Annotated in this window: 12 protein-coding genes; 1 reads left to right on the top strand and 11 read right to left on the bottom strand. The window is 47.0% G+C overall.

Features of this window, described 5'->3' with window-relative positions:
- The first annotated feature begins 234 nt into the window (after positions 1–234).
- Entirely contained in the window at positions 235–1,701 is a 1,467-nt protein-coding gene (locus GC093_RS18330; RefSeq protein ID WP_171653333.1) for a VanW family protein, read from the top strand.
- A 245-nt stretch (positions 1,702–1,946) separates the two neighbouring features.
- On the opposite strand, the gene argH is transcribed toward GC093_RS18330, so the two are convergent.
- The 11 genes from argH to GC093_RS18275 all read right to left on the bottom strand — a co-directional run bounded on the left by argH (position 1,947) and on the right by GC093_RS18275 (position 14,851).
- Positions 1,947–3,362, bottom strand: coding sequence for an argininosuccinate lyase (gene argH, locus GC093_RS18325; RefSeq protein ID WP_171653332.1), 1,416 nt, complete (start codon positions 3,360–3,362; stop codon positions 1,947–1,949).
- 162 nt (positions 3,363–3,524) lie between these two features.
- A complete protein-coding gene (locus GC093_RS18320) occupies positions 3,525–4,760 on the bottom strand; it encodes an argininosuccinate synthase (RefSeq protein WP_171653331.1) in 1,236 nt (411 codons plus the stop codon).
- 40 nt (positions 4,761–4,800) lie between these two features.
- On the bottom strand, positions 4,801–5,760 hold the full coding sequence (gene argF, locus GC093_RS18315) for an ornithine carbamoyltransferase (protein ID WP_171653330.1): 960 nt from the start codon (positions 5,758–5,760) through the stop codon (positions 4,801–4,803).
- Between the two features lie 60 nt (positions 5,761–5,820).
- Positions 5,821–7,011 carry an acetylornithine transaminase gene (gene argD, locus GC093_RS18310; protein WP_171653329.1) on the bottom strand — a complete coding sequence of 397 codons (1,191 nt, stop codon included), beginning with the start codon at positions 7,009–7,011 and terminating at the stop codon, positions 5,821–5,823.
- Positions 7,012–7,032: 21 nt separating this feature from the next.
- The gene (argB, locus tag GC093_RS18305; RefSeq protein ID WP_171653328.1) at positions 7,033–7,824 is read right to left on the bottom strand and encodes an acetylglutamate kinase; all 792 of its coding nucleotides are present in this window, start codon (positions 7,822–7,824) and stop codon (positions 7,033–7,035) included.
- Between the two features lie 398 nt (positions 7,825–8,222).
- Positions 8,223–9,449: a bifunctional glutamate N-acetyltransferase/amino-acid acetyltransferase ArgJ gene (gene argJ / locus GC093_RS18300; protein ID WP_171653389.1), complete on the bottom strand. Its 1,227-nt coding sequence runs from the start codon at positions 9,447–9,449 to the stop codon at positions 8,223–8,225.
- Positions 9,450–9,538: 89 nt separating this feature from the next.
- Complete coding sequence (gene argC, locus GC093_RS18295; RefSeq protein ID WP_171653327.1) at positions 9,539–10,588, bottom strand: N-acetyl-gamma-glutamyl-phosphate reductase; 1,050 nt, start codon at positions 10,586–10,588, stop codon at positions 9,539–9,541.
- A 243-nt stretch (positions 10,589–10,831) separates the two neighbouring features.
- Positions 10,832–11,803: a copper amine oxidase N-terminal domain-containing protein gene (locus tag GC093_RS18290; RefSeq protein ID WP_171653326.1), complete on the bottom strand. Its 972-nt coding sequence runs from the start codon at positions 11,801–11,803 to the stop codon at positions 10,832–10,834.
- Positions 11,804–12,124: 321 nt separating this feature from the next.
- Complete coding sequence (locus tag GC093_RS18285) at positions 12,125–12,883, bottom strand: hypothetical protein (RefSeq protein ID WP_171653325.1); 759 nt, start codon at positions 12,881–12,883, stop codon at positions 12,125–12,127.
- Between the two features lie 55 nt (positions 12,884–12,938).
- Complete coding sequence (locus GC093_RS18280; protein WP_171653324.1) at positions 12,939–14,168, bottom strand: ABC transporter permease; 1,230 nt, start codon at positions 14,166–14,168, stop codon at positions 12,939–12,941.
- The gene (locus GC093_RS18275) at positions 14,165–14,851 is read right to left on the bottom strand and encodes an ABC transporter ATP-binding protein (RefSeq protein ID WP_171653323.1); all 687 of its coding nucleotides are present in this window, start codon (positions 14,849–14,851) and stop codon (positions 14,165–14,167) included. Before GC093_RS18275 ends, GC093_RS18280 begins: the two co-directional genes overlap by 4 nt.
- Positions 14,852–14,857 lie beyond the last annotated feature (6 nt).

The raw sequence follows: 14,857 nt of genomic DNA, 5'->3' as shown, positions 1-14,857 counted from the left end.
TCACATCCTGATTTTTTGAACTAGCTTATAACCTTTCGACATAAATAGGTAAAATCCTTCGTTTCGAAAATATTTCAACATTTTTTCACATTTTGTGCGAATTTTAGAAGGCTTTTTTGGAACAACCCCTTCAATTATTTTTATATAGGAAACTTCCTTTAGGCACTGCATATACATAATTCGTACGGCATGGCTTGTCAATGACTCAGTTCGAAGAAAAAGGAGACGTATCCCATGGTGCGTTATCGTAATCCCCTTCGTTTTCTCCTACTTGGCTTGCTGCTCTTTGCTGCGTCCGCCTGCGCTTCAATGGCCTGGTATGGATTGCGCGACGAGCTTCCCAATGGGCTAACCATAAATAATTGGAATGTAGGCGGCACTCCTCTTCCTGAGTTTGAGCGTCAACTTTTGCATAAAAGAGAGCTGATGCTGAAGCAGACCGTTCGTCTGATCAGTGCGCAGCCTAATGTCACTTTGCAGCCTGCCGATTGGACGATGGAGCAGCTGGGATTGGATATCCCGCTTCAGCCTTTGATAGCTCGTCTCGAACCGCTGCGATCAGGCTCTCCTTTTCAACGGGCCGTATATCGATGGAAGCTGCGCGATCAAAAGTGGACGCTCCCCTTCAACATGAATGCATCCTTACTGCAGCAGACGCTGAAAAGGGGTTTTCCTGCCCTTTATGAGGCACAGCCCCTGGACGCTCAAAGAATCATAGGCCCCAATGATACTGTCAGCTACGTTCCTGAAATTCCGGTTATGCGAATCAATGAGCAAGAGCTATTGAAGCAGTTAGAGGGAGTTATCCTTCCTATAGAGGCGGTGACGGGGAAGGGAGAGGCACCCCCAGTAATCGCCTTGCCCTTTATTAAGGAGGAGCCTAAGATTACCGTCCGTACACTGCAATCTCAGAAGGTGGAGCGCAAAATCAGTGAATTTACTACCGCTTTTCTGCAAAATGCAGAAGGACGCATTCATAACATCCGTTCCACCGCATCTTCCATCCACGATCTGATCCTAAAGCCTGGTGATGTTTTCGACTATGCAACCTATATTGCAGAAACGGAACAAAAGTTTGGATTTAAGGAGGCCCCGGTTATTTTGAACGGCAAGCTTGTACCAGGTATAGGAGGCGGTATCTGCCAAGTTTCTACCACCCTCTATAACGCTGTGCTGCGCGCAGGTCTTGATATTGTTGAACGTCGTAATCATTCGCTGCCGGTCAGCTACGTACCATTAGGTCAAGATGCTACCTTTGCCAGTGGATATATTAATTTCAAGTTCCGCAACAGCACTCCCAACTACTTGCTAATCCGCACTTCGACAGATGAACAAAAGATCACCGTTAAGTTATTTGGGCAAATCCCATCCGATCTGACCTATACCATTGAGTCAAAAACAGTTCAAACCTTGCCCTCCCCGATCAAATACGTGGTGAACCCAACACTGCCTAACGGGAAGCAAGAGAAAATTAGCGAAGGCAAGCCCGGTTATATAGTGGAAACGTTCCGTTATAAGATGAAGGACGGCGTGACCGTAAGCCAAGAGCGCATCTCACGCGATACCTACTCAGCTCAGCCTACAGTGATTGCAAGGAATCACTCCGGAGTCCCTGAAGGGCAAGAGGCTCCAAGTCCTTCCCAGCAGCAACCGCAAGCCCCCTTACTTGAAGACGGGATTAAGGGACCTATTTTCAGGTAGGTGTGTAACCATTCTGTCCGCAACAGTAAAGATGGAAATAAACCAAACAATAATCAATCTGTGGGTAACAATGATTTCGAGGTCGACTTATCCACAGAGTTGTCCACAATCCACAGTGATATATCCACAAAATATCCACATTTCCCACATGCTATGAACGCCTAACCAACAACAAATAACCCAAGCCAAGGATGCTTCCCTGCTTGGGTTATTATTTGGAAGGATCCCGTTAGGGTACCTGTACCTTATCTGCTTTTGTTAAAAAATTGCTCAAACCACTCATTCGTCTGATCCTTAACGGCTTCAGCGCGAGCGATCGCTTCACTCACTTGGTTCGTCGCCGTACCACCATACACGTTACGTGCATTTACTACTTGCTCTGGTTGAAGCACATCATAAATGTCTTGTTCAAACAGCTTGGAGAACTGGTGGTACTCCTCGAGCTTCAAGTCCAGCAAGAACTTCTGGTTCTGGATACAATACAGCACTGTTTTTCCAATGACCTCATGCGCCTGACGGAACGGAAGTCCCTTATTCACCAAGTAATCGGCGATGTCTGTCGCGTTGGAGAAGTCTTGATTCACCGCTTGACGCATCCGGTCCTTGTTCACCTTCATCGTGCTAACCATCGGCGCAAACAATTGGAGTGCACCCTGCAAGGTACGAACGGTGTCGAACATGCCTTCTTTGTCTTCCTGCATATCTTTGTTGTACGCAAGCGGCAAAGATTTCAGCACCGTTAGGAGGCCGAATAGGTTACCGTAAACACGGCCGGTTTTACCACGGACAAGCTCGGGCACGTCCGGATTTTTCTTCTGCGGCATGATGCTGCTGCCGGTGCAGAAGGCGTCATCGAGTTCCACGAAGCGGAACTCCGTGCTTGACCACAGCACCATTTCCTCCGACAAGCGGGAAAGGTGCATCATAATCATCGAGGCATTCGACAGAAACTCGATGATGAAGTCGCGGTCGCTTACCGCATCAAGCGAGTTCTCGTACACGCCTTCGAAGCCAAGCTGCTGCGCTACGTAGTGGCGGTCAATCGGGAACGTCGTTCCCGCAAGCGCCCCTGCTCCAAGCGGCAGCACGTTGATGCGCTTGTAGCTATCCTGCAAGCGCTCGATATCGCGCTGGAACATGGACACGTACGCCATCAGATGATGGGCGAACAAGATGGGCTGTGCACGCTGCAAATGGGTGTAGCCCGGCACAATCGTGTCCAGGTTGCCTTTCGCCTGCTCGATCAACGCATCCTGCAGCTTGTTCAGCAAGCCTACGAATTCAACCACACGCTTGCGCAGGTACAAATGCATATCCGTTGCTACTTGATCGTTGCGGCTGCGTCCTGTATGCAGCTTGCCGCCTACTGGCCCAACCTCATCGATCAAAGCTTTCTCGATATTCATATGAATATCTTCATCACTGACGGAGAACTCCATTTCACCGCGGCGAATGACGTTTTGAACCTTGTGCAATCCGTCCTTAATCTTCTCCACATCATCCAGCGGCAAAATACCGCATTTGCCCAGCATGGTTACATGAGCCAAGCTGCCTTGAATATCTTCCTCAGCCAGCTCCTTATCGAATAAAATAGAGGCTGTATACTCCTCCACCAGCTGATCCGTTTTCTTCGTAAACCGTCCACCCCAAAGCTTTGACACTCTTATTGCCCCTTTCTAAGCGTCTTCCATCAGGAAAACTTTCTGTACTTACGTACCAGCGTACCTGCGTATATTCGTATACACAATGCAAGGCCTCCCTACTTGGAGTAGGAAAGCCTGCATCGCTAAACCACTGCATGTCGGCAGCGTCGCATTCATTGCTTATTTCGCGTTTTGCTGTACCCCGGAGGATACCTTAAGCCGCAGCGCGTTCAAACGGATGAACCCTGTAGCATCGCCTTGGTTGTAAGCTTGTGTCGGGTCTGCTTCCATTGTCGCAATGTTCGGATTGTACAAGCTTACAGGGCTTTGTACGCCTGCGCCGATTACATTACCTTTGTACAGCTTCAAACGCACCGTACCGCTAACATTTTTCTGGCTTTCAGTTACCAGGGCTTGAACAGCCAAACGCTCTGGCGCGAACCAGAAGCCATTGTATACCAAGGTTGCATAACGGGAGATCAACGAATCACGAAGACTCATAACCTCACGGTCCATAGTCAACGATTCCATTTTGCGGTGAGCTGTGAACAAAATCGTTCCACCTGGAGTCTCATACACACCGCGGCTCTTCATGCCAACAAAACGGTTCTCAACCATATCTACACGGCCTACACCGTGCTTACCGCCCAGCTCGTTCAAGCGGTCCATTACTTGCAGTGGCTCCATGCGATCACCGTTCAAGCCCACGCAGTTGCCTTGCTCAAAATTAAGCTCCACATATTCCGCTTGGTCGGGAGCATCCTCTGGATCAACGCTCAATACGAACATGTCCTTGTTATCCGTTGCGCTTGGATCAAACCACGGATCCTCTAGCATACCGCTCTCAAAGCTGATATGCAGCAGGTTGCGGTCTGTCGAATACGGCTTGGAAGCAGATGCTGTTACCGGAATGTTATGCTTTTCCGCGTAAGCGATCATTTCCGCACGTCCCGGGAACGTCTCGCGGAACTCATCCAAACGCCAAGGAGCAATAACCTCCAGCTCAGGAGCCAATGCCGCGGCTGTCAGCTCGAAGCGAACTTGGTCATTCCCTTTGCCTGTAGCGCCGTGAGCAATTGCCGTAGCGCCTTCCAAGCGAGCAATCTCAACCATACGCTTAGCAATAAGCGGACGTGCAATACTAGTGCCGAGCAAATATTGTCCTTCATAGAGAGCGCCTGCTTGAAACATCGGGTAGATGAAATCTTTTGCAAACTCCTCTTGAAGATCATCAATGTAAATTTTCGAAGCGCCGGTAGCTAGAGCTTTTTCTTCCAAGCCATCCAGCTCATCCCTTTGTCCGATATCGGCCGTGAAGGCGATGATTTCTGCATCATAGGTTTCTTTTAACCATTTTAAAATAACCGATGTATCCAAACCGCCTGAATAGGCGAGTACGATTTTTTGCTTTGCCATTTTACTGGTCTCCTTTTAGTCTAAAATAATCGGGGATAATTTACATAATAGCTGCCATGATAGCCTTTTGAGCATGCAAACGGTTCTCTGCTTGATCGAAAATAATGGAATTTGGACCGTCAATGACGCCCTCACTCACTTCTTCACCACGATGCGCAGGCAGACAATGCATGAACAGGTAGTCTTTCTTAGCCAGCTTCACCAGCTCTTCGTTCACCTGGAAGTTCTGGAATGCAAGCTCGCGATCCTTCTGCTCTTCTTCAAAGCCCATGCTGGCCCATACGTCGGTATAGACAACATCTGCACCTTCAATAGCTTCCTTAGGGTCATAGCCTACATAGAGCTTAGCCCCATTCTGATTCGCAACGTCCTGCGTCGATTGGATAATCCGCTTATCCGGCTCATAGCCTTGCGGCGATGCCACAGCAAAATCAATTCCAAGCTTCGCAGCGCCCATCATCAAAGAATGCACCATGTTGTTGCCATCCCCGATGTAAGCTACCTTCAAACCACGCAAACGTCCTTTGTGCTCCAGAATCGTCTGGTAGTCCGCTAATGCTTGGCATGGGTGGGAGCGCTCCGTCAGACCATTAATAACAGGAATCGTCGCCCCTCTAGCCAGGTCAATGACCTTGCGATGCGCATGTGTGCGGATCATGATGCCGTCCAAATAACGGGACATGGTTTGTGCTGTATCATAGACCGTCTCGCCTCGACCCAGCTGCAGATCGTTTTTGCTTAAAAATAAAGCCTGACCGCCAAGCTGGTACATTCCCACTTCGAACGAAACGCGCGTACGCGTTGATGATTTCTCAAAAATCATACCGAGCGTCTTCCCCTTAAGTGGGTGGTACGTCTCGCCTGCTTTCTGCTTGCTTTTCAGCTCAATGGCCAAATCGATCAAATACTGGAGCTCCTCTGTCGAAAAATCAGACATCCCGAGGAAGTCTCTGCCTTTAAGCTCAACAGCCAATTGCTGCTTTGTTTCTGTTTCTGCCACTAGTCTCGCTCCTTTCGCCTTACGTGAATATCTTTCTTGCTGCTTTCATGCCTCAATTTCTTACACTGCAGCTGCTGCTTGCTTGCTCAACACCGCGCAGATCACATCTAAGCCACGATCTATATCTTCCTTAGAAATTACTAAGCTAGGAGCCAAACGAATAACATTCGGGCCCGCTGATACAACGAGTACGGCCTGCTCTTGAATCACAGTAATCAGATCCGCTACAGGCTGGGTGCACTCAATACCGATCAACATCCCCAAGCCGCGTATTTCCTTAACCAACGGGTTACCCGCTAATTTATTTTTTAATGAGCTTACGATATATCCACCCAGCTCTTCAGCGCGCTGCGGCAGCTTCTCTTCAAGCATTGTCTCCATAGTAGCAATTCCAGCCGCTGTAGACAAATAGTTACCGCCAAAGGTAGAACCATGACTTCCTGCCGAAAACGCTTGACGCAGCTTTTCTTTACCCAGCATCGCGCCGATTGGCATCCCGCTGCCAAGACCTTTTGCCAATGTAAAAATGTCCGGCTCAATACCAAAATTCTCGTATGCGAACATTTTTCCGGTACGACCTACGCCTGTCTGAATTTCATCGACAATCAGCAGCAAACCGCGTTGCTCGCAAAGCTCCGCCACCTTCTGTATAAAAGCAGGCTCCGCTGGAATAACTCCACCCTCACCCTGCACCATTTCGATCATGATCGCACATGTTTTGGGGCCAATCATTTTCTCCAAAGCTTCTGCATCGTTATATGGCGCATATACAAAACCTTCCGGCAGAGGCGCAAAGCCTTCCTTCACCTTATCCTGCCCAGTTGCTGTCAATGTTGCCAAAGTACGTCCGTGAAAGGATTGGTGGAAAGTGATGATTTCGTATTGATCAGGCTTGCCAACAATTTTCTGAAAATAACGACGCGCCAGCTTGATAGCCGCTTCATTCGCTTCAGCTCCGCTATTGCAGAAAAATACCGCATCCCCACAGCTGTTATCTGTCAGAAGCTTGGCGAGCTTTTCCTGATTCGGGATATGAAAAAGATTGCTCGTATGCCAGAGCGTATCGACCTGCTCTTTCAAGCGTTCTGTCACCTGCTTAGGAGCATGGCCCAGATTGGTAACGGCTAGTCCGCACATGAGGTCTAAGTATTCTTTGCCATTCTCGTCCCACAATCGACTGCCTTCCCCTTTAACAAACGACAATGCATAACGACCATAATTCGGAAACAGTGAGCTAGCTCCCTCTCCCATGCTTGAATCACTCCTTATTAATTATTTCACAATGCGTGTGCCAATCGCTGCGCCTTTGATAACTCGACTCAGCACCTCCGGCTCGGCCCCGTTCACGATAATCACTTCGCGCACCTTGCCTTGAATACATTGTACAGCTGCACGAACCTTCGGTATCATTCCGCCGTAGATTTCGCCGCTTTCGATCATTTCATCAATTTCCTGAACCGTTACGGAGGATAAGACCTTTTTCTCGCCATTAACAGTTTTCATGATGCCTGGAACGTCCGTTACTACGATCATCCGCTCCACGCCCAATTGCGATGCAACCGCTCCGGCTGCCGTATCCGCATTAATGTTATAACGCTGCCCACCGTCGGCTCCCAAACCAACCGGTGCAATGACCGGCATATAACCCATCTTGATAATGCCCTGAATCAGCTCCGCATTCACTTCAGTCACATCGCCAACAAGACCAACCTCATGGGCATTCGGCACAGGCTCGACCTGAATCAGACTCCCATCCACACCGGATAGACCTATAGCCTTCGCACCCGACAGCTGGATTTTACGCACGATCTCTTTGTTAATCTGGCCCGAAAGCACCATTTCAACCACATCGAGCACCGCTTCATTCGTTTTACGCAGACCATTAACAAATTCTGTCTCAATCCCGAACTTAGCCAACGCCTCGGATATCGCCGGGCCGCCTCCATGCACAATAACTGGGATAATAGCTTCATCCTGCAGCCGTTTCATATCACTGAAAAAAGAATCCGGAAGCGCAGCCAGCGTACTGCCGCCGCACTTCATGACGAAACACATTGCACTCATAGGTTCCCCCACCCAAACCCTCCCCGCCGGGAGGGCCCCAAGGGCTCCGCCCTCTGGACACCCGCCATGTTGGGGAGGGAGATTTGTTTATTGCTGCTTGTTTTTCCCCCACCCAAACCCTCCCCGCCGGGAGGGCTCCAAGGGCTCCGCCCTCTGGACACCCGCTAGATTGGGGAGGGAGATTTGTTTGAGCTGCTTAGATACTTTAACAGCTAACAGCTGCTTTCGTCCCTACGGGACACGCTCTACATTAGGTGCTCTTGCTTTGAAATAATCGGTTTAACTGGAATTTCTGTAGCTAATTCAGCCTTAACATCATTAGTAAGAAGATTAACTGGAGGTTTTCCTGCTAAATATGCACCTCTATAGAAGCTTACCAACTACCATAAACACCAATCTTAAGTCCGGTAAGCGGCATTGATACGTACGTAATCATACGTTAAGTCGCAGCCCCAAGCGGTAGCCGACTCACTACCCATGTTAAGATTAACAACAATCTGAACCAGCTCACCCTTCAAATAGTCAGCTGCGCGTTCCTCGTCGAACTTCACAGGTCGCGATTGCTCGAGAACTACGTTATCGCCTAAGCGAATATCGACAGTCTCCGTGTTAACCGGCTGACCCGAACGGCCAACTGCCGCAATAATACGGCCCCAGTTCGCATCAGCACCGAAGCAAGCTGTCTTCACCAAGCTTGAGCCGATGACTGTCTTCGCGATAGCGCGAGCCGCTTCTTGTGAAGCCGCACCCAGCACGCTCACCTCGATCAGCTTCGTTGCCCCTTCACCATCACGAGCAATGGCTTTCGCCAAGTATTCGCCGACGTATTTGAAGCCCGCTTCGAATGCCTCCCAATCCGGATGCTCCGGAGTTAGGATATCATTGTCAGCCAAGCCGCTGGCCATCACTACAACCATATCGTTGGTGCTTGTGTCGCCATCGACTGTAATCATATTAAACGTTGAGTCCGTTACGCCGTTCAACAGCTTTTGCAGCTGTGCGCTCTCAATGTTCGCGTCCGTCGTCATAAAACCAAGCATCGTCGCCATGTTCGGATGAATCATGCCTGAGCCCTTTGCCGCCCCGGCAATATGTACGGTCTTCCCTCCAACGGTCAGACGCACACATGTCATCTTCTGCACGAGGTCGGTCGTCAAAATCGCTTGGCAGAAGTCTTCCCCGCCATCTGCTTTCACCTGCGTCGGCAGCTTCTCAATGCCACTCAACACCTTCGGCATCGGCAGCAGCTCGCCGATCACGCCCGTCGACGTCACGCCGACGAGGTGCTCGGCTACGCCGAAAGCTTTCGCTGCCGCGGAGCGCATGCCGCGCGCGTCGTCTTCGCCTTGCTGGCCGGTGCACGCGTTGGCGTTACCGCTGTTGACCAGCATCGCCTGCAGCTTGCCGTCTACAGCGACGCTCTCCTGCGTCACGCGCAGCGGTGCCGCCTGAAATGCATTCAGCGTGTACACACCCGCTGCCTGCGCTGGAACCTCACATACGATTACTCCGAGATCGAATCGATTCGTCTTCTTCAATCCGCAGTGTAGTCCCCCTGCACGAAAGCCTTTTGGCGTGGTGATTGTACCTTCTGGCACAACCGTAAATTGATCCTTCACCTTCATCTTCTCCTCACCCATTAGAAGTTGTTTAAAAGGTCTATTTCGCATTGGAAAGCTTCCTTTTAAAACCCACACTGTTGCATCTATATTTCTTAAGGATATACCGGGGTGAAAGCCAATCCGGCTCCTTCGTCCCAGCCCATCATCAAGTTCAAGTTTTGAACCGCTTGACCAGCAGCACCTTTTACTACATTGTCGATTACTGAAATTACAGTCAACCGTCCTGTACGTTCATCCAATGAAATGCCGATGTCGCAATAGTTGGAGCCCCATACCTCTTTCGTAGCCGGCCATTTGCCCTTAGAACGAATCCGCACAAAGCGGCGTCCTTCATAATATTGCTGGAACATCTCTATAATTTCATCCTCTGTATGCTTCCCTTTCAGATTAACATACATCGTTGATAAAATCCCCCGAGTCATAGGCACCAGATGTGTCGTAAAAGTGACTACAACTTCCTCCCCAGCTACACGGCTCAGCACTTGCTCAATTTCAGGTGTATGCTGGTGTTTATTTACTTTATAAGCCAAAAAGTTCTCGTTAATCTCCGAGTAGTGTGAAGTTAGACTTAAACCTCTGCCCGCACCGGATACTCCCGATTTCGAATCAATAATAATAGAAGATAAGTCCGCCCATCCCTTGCTCACCAATGGTACTAATCCTAGCAATGTTGCAGTCGGAAAGCAGCCAGGGTTTGAAACAAATTCAGTCCCCTTCACTTCATCAGCAAAAACCTCCGACAACCCATACACAGCTTTCTCCACGTACGTAGGATCTGCCGCTTTATGCTTATACCATTGCTCGTAAACCTCACCGGATTTCAATCGAAAATCCCCTGATATATCGATAACCTTCAACCCAGCATCCAACAGCTTCGGTGCCAGTTCAATAGCCACCCCATGAGGTGCCGCTATAAACACAACATCCGATTTCTGCTTAATCTCATCAATATCGATGCCATCCAGCTTATCGAGCATAATTTGATTCAAATGCGGGTATCCATCCGCTATAGGCGTTCCAGCACTTGACGAGGAAATCACCGAAGTAATCTCGACATTAGGGTGCGACAGCAGCAGCCGAATCAGTTCGACCCCACCATACCCCGTTGATCCTATAATAGCTGCTCTAAATTTCGTAGACATATCCGTTCCCTCCACATGCAAACTATGTATTATTATACATTTAAAAGCATAATAATTCAATCGAGTTTTAGCCATATTCAATGCTTCTTTTTGTCCAATTTCTTATAGTATATACAAAATAACCCTTGATAAGAAAACTTTTTAATTGAAGTTATTTCATTGAAATTACATTCATCTTTTAGAGGTTGCTTTTCTTACGCTTAACAAAGTAAAGAGCCCCGAGAAAGGGCCCCTTCATTGCATTTATTTACCGTATTTATTTAACAGCAACATATAAGCATCCGTTTGCATTTGTTCAAATTGGCTCTTATAGCCTTTTAAAACAGAATCACTTATATTCAAGCTTACTCCCTCGCTGATAATTGCATCGAATCGGCTCCTGCATCCAGCAGACATACTCTTAACTTCCTCTATTGCTGTCTTCCCATCTATAGCTTTACTATCATACTTGTCCACGATTGCCTGTAGTTCCGCTCGGCAGCTATTTTCCAAAGCTAGCAGCTTGCCCTCAATCTGAGCTTCTGCAGCTGGGTTGGACGAACCGCCTGATGAACTACCGCCTCGACCTCCGCCTCCGCCGCCGCCACCAGTTACTACAGGTGTAGTAACCGTCGTATCGGGTTTGGCCGGTTCCACTTCTGTCTTAGGAGCTTCCTGCGTTTTCGCTGACACTGTATATGTTTTCGCATCCCATTCTATCTTTTTCCCTACCGATTCAGAGAAAAAACGCAGCGGCACATACAACGAACCCTCGTAAATGAATCCAGGCAGATCAGCACCAATCTCTTTGCTGTTACCGTCAAATATGTAATTGACCTTCTCTTTGTAAGCCTCTATTTGGGTCGAGTTTAGGCTAGATGTATCCGCAGGCTGCTTAGAGACTCCGCTATGTATCTTGGTATTTACATTGTAATCATTGATTGAAACTAGATCTGTTGCACTCGGCTCCTCCACAGTCACCGTATAGGAATCTCCATCCCAACGAACCGCTTTTTTAAGAGAATACGAGATGAACCTTAATGGAACATAAGTACTTCCTTCATAAATAAAACCCTTTTGATCCGCATGCGGTGCAAACACATCATTATCAATCACGAATTGCAAAGGAGCATAATACACCTCTATCGGAGTTGGAGTTTGCTCTGCATAAACCGGACTTACCGCTCCTAATAACAGCATAGTTGATGCGCACCACAATTTCATTTTACGAAACATATTGATTCCCCCTAAAGAAATTTTAATATACAAAAAAACCATAAAATAACAAAATAGACCCATAAAATACAAATACATGCTATACTAGTACTATTAACCTATTTAAAAATGATCAATAAGGAGTTAGAACTATGCCATTACTCACACTTAAACGTATTTGGACTCCATTAGAACTGTTTGGCACCCAGCTATTATATGATCCTGAAGGAAAACAGTGGTATATCAAAAAACGGCGTAAGCCCCTAAAAAAGATAGGTTCTTGATTATTTTACCATGCTAACCACTTGATTCCAATCCACTGAGTCTGCATTGAGGAATCTCTTATTTCGCGAACTGGCCTTGGGCTTGATCTGTGAAGCTCTTTCTTACTCTATCAACCTCTGTATAAAAGGTAGCTCTGAATTCATTCACACTATCCGTAGGCAAATTTTGCTCAAGAAGCTCATTTTTCATTTGAAGCAGCAGCTGATTTAGCTTGGCCTGTGATTCTTCTTGTAAGGCTCCCGCTTTCTGAGAGTAGCTATTAAATATATCCGTATTGGATTGTCCACTTTTCTTCGCCTCTATAGCTTGATTCAATTGTGACTGCAATTTCCCCACATAATAATCCTTTTGCTGCAAAAGCTGACCATTATATTTGCCTTTAATAGTTTCGACAGTTATCGCGGCGTTATCTTCTTTCTTGTCCTCTTGCTTAGTAGGCTGACTTCCTTCGGACGGAACTTCAGCCATATTCCCGGTATTGCTATCTTCGGTCTTTCCAGCCTTCTTTTGCTCATCCTGCAGTTGTGCTACTGCTTCCTTCTGTTTACTGGCCTCCGTTGGAGGTGGAGTCTTTGACGCGTCTGCAGGCTTAACATTGTCAGCTGATTTATCCGTAGAAACAGGAGGAGATGCATCTGGCTGCTTCAACGCTGCTTGCGGATCTGTAACAGTAGCTGGTGCCACTGGTTCTACTTTTGCTTTGGACTCATTCACTGGTACTTGAGATAGTTCGGAAGGTTTGGTTTGATCATAGCATCCGGTAATAACCAAAAGGCCTGCAATTATCGCTGCTATACCGTATATACGTTTGCTCAAGATGTCCCCTCCCAACGTTTTTGTTCTGAAAAAACTACTTATGAAGCATAAGCTGTTACTCATATCTCAGAGCATCGATCGGTTTAATTCTCAATGCTTTAATTGCAGGCGAAATCCCGAATAGAACTCCTAGTACGACTGAGAACAACAAGCACCATAGAATCATTTCCAATGGAAACTGAGCCGATAGTACAGGGAAGAAGCTGTGAAGGAGTCGCAGCAGTCCATAGGAACCAGCTAAACCAAGGACGCATCCTAAGACACTGATATACGTCGCTTCCATAAGGAACTGCAGCAGGATATCCCACCATCTGGCGCCTACTGCTTTGCGAATGCCTATTTCACGGGTACGTTCCTTAACGGTTAGCAGCATTACGTTCATAATGCCTATGCCTCCGACCAGGAAGGAAACTCCTGTGATTCCTACTGCTATGGCTGTGACTAGGTCAGCTATGGTGTTGATCATGTTAATTGCTCCGTCCGGTGCTAACAATCCAAAATCTCGGATGCCCCCGTGGTTGGGTATCATGACTTTAGCTATTTTGTCCCTGACAATATCTAACGGTTCGTTCGATTGAAACTTGAAAAATATCATCGATGCATTCTTGAGGTTTGCTGAATTAGATACCATTGGATATCCTGTATAAACTCGTTCATCAAAGTTAAACCCTATCAGTTGTTTTTCCTTGAGCACTCCAATGATCTCAAATTCTATTCCCTTGATTTTGACCTTCTGGCCTAGAGCACTTCTTCCTTCAAATAGGAGTTGTTTAACAGCTTGTCCAAGAATAAGCACAGGAGCCTCTTTATTGGTTTCCTCTTCTGTAAAAAATCTCCCCTCCTCTAATTGAAGAGAGAACATATCAAGGTAATCTGGAGTGGTACCCGTATACATCGATTCGATAGTTTTACTAGATTCAGCCACATGAGTTACTGTCTCGATTTGTGGCGCAGCTGCAATAATTTCTGGAAGTTTATCCTTTACATCCATTGCATCCTTGTAGGTAAGTGTGCTTGTAACCGAAGCGTAAGATAATAAACTAGACAAATTAGCCTGACTAATAGACGACTCGCTATTCAGAATCCTTCCAGGAGCAGCAATAATTTGCTGGACACCCATACTTTCCACTTGGCCGACTAAGCTAGTCTTAAAATTGTAAAGCACTGACAATAGAAATACTATAAGCAAAGTACTAATCATAATGCCTAGAACAGCAAGCCATGTGCGAGTAGGATAACTCCATAAACCTCGCATGGATATGATTAAAGCTCGAAGGGGTCTCAATATACTTCAACTCCCTTCATGGGTTGCGCCCAAGAACCATTTTTTAAAATCAGAATCCGTTTGCCTACTTGTGCTACCTCAGGATCGTGGGTTACTAAGACGATAGTTTTGCCCTTAGCATTTAAAGATTTGAAGATGTCGAGTATCTCACCCTTAGAATCTGCATCCAAATTCCCGCTAGGTTCGTCAATCAATAGTAGGTCAGGATCATTAATAATAGCTCGGGCTATAGCAATCTTTTGCTTCTGCCCCCCCGATAGATTAATAATCGGTTCCTTAGCTTTGTGGATCATACCTACTTGCTCCAGAGCTTCTTTAATCCTACGTGTTCTTTCTTTTTTATTATATGTAGAATATAGGAGAGGAACCTCCACATTGTCTTTCACACTTAGTCGAGGGATCAGCATAAATGATTGAAATACAAACCCCAGCCTCTGATTTCGGAAATCTGCTAACTGCTTGCCACTCAATCGTTGTATATTTGTTCCTTCAAATAGATAGTCACCCGATGTTGGCAAATCTAACGAACCTAATATATTCATAAGTGATGACTTACCCGATCCTGAAGGACCCATAACTGATACAAATTCACCCTTGAGTATAGTTAAATCAATATTGCGAAGTATAGGAATTTTCACTCCCGCTTCTAGTACCTCTTTGGAAATATTTTTTAATTCAATCACCGGTCT

The organism is Paenibacillus foliorum (genome assembly GCF_013141765.1).
In the GTDB taxonomy this organism is placed as follows: Bacteria; Bacillota; Bacilli; order Paenibacillales; family NBRC-103111; genus Paenibacillus_S; species Paenibacillus_S foliorum.
The sequence above is the reverse complement of the archived record's forward strand: the minus strand, read 5'-3'. Positions and strand labels throughout refer to the sequence as shown.

Coding starts and splice junctions, on each gene's coding strand:
- GC093_RS18330 (WP_171653333.1), top strand. CDS start 235: ATGGTGCGTTATCGTAATCCCCTTCGTTTTCTCCTACTTGGCTTGCTG.
- GC093_RS18320 (WP_171653331.1), bottom strand. CDS start 4,760: ATGGCAAAGCAAAAAATCGTACTCGCCTATTCAGGCGGTTTGGATACA.
- argD (WP_171653329.1), bottom strand. CDS start 7,011: ATGGGAGAGGGAGCTAGCTCACTGTTTCCGAATTATGGTCGTTATGCA.
- argB (WP_171653328.1), bottom strand. CDS start 7,824: ATGAGTGCAATGTGTTTCGTCATGAAGTGCGGCGGCAGTACGCTGGCT.
- argJ (WP_171653389.1), bottom strand. CDS start 9,449: ATGAAGGTGAAGGATCAATTTACGGTTGTGCCAGAAGGTACAATCACC.
- argC (WP_171653327.1), bottom strand. CDS start 10,588: ATGTCTACGAAATTTAGAGCAGCTATTATAGGATCAACGGGGTATGGT.
- GC093_RS18290 (WP_171653326.1), bottom strand. CDS start 11,803: ATGTTTCGTAAAATGAAATTGTGGTGCGCATCAACTATGCTGTTATTA.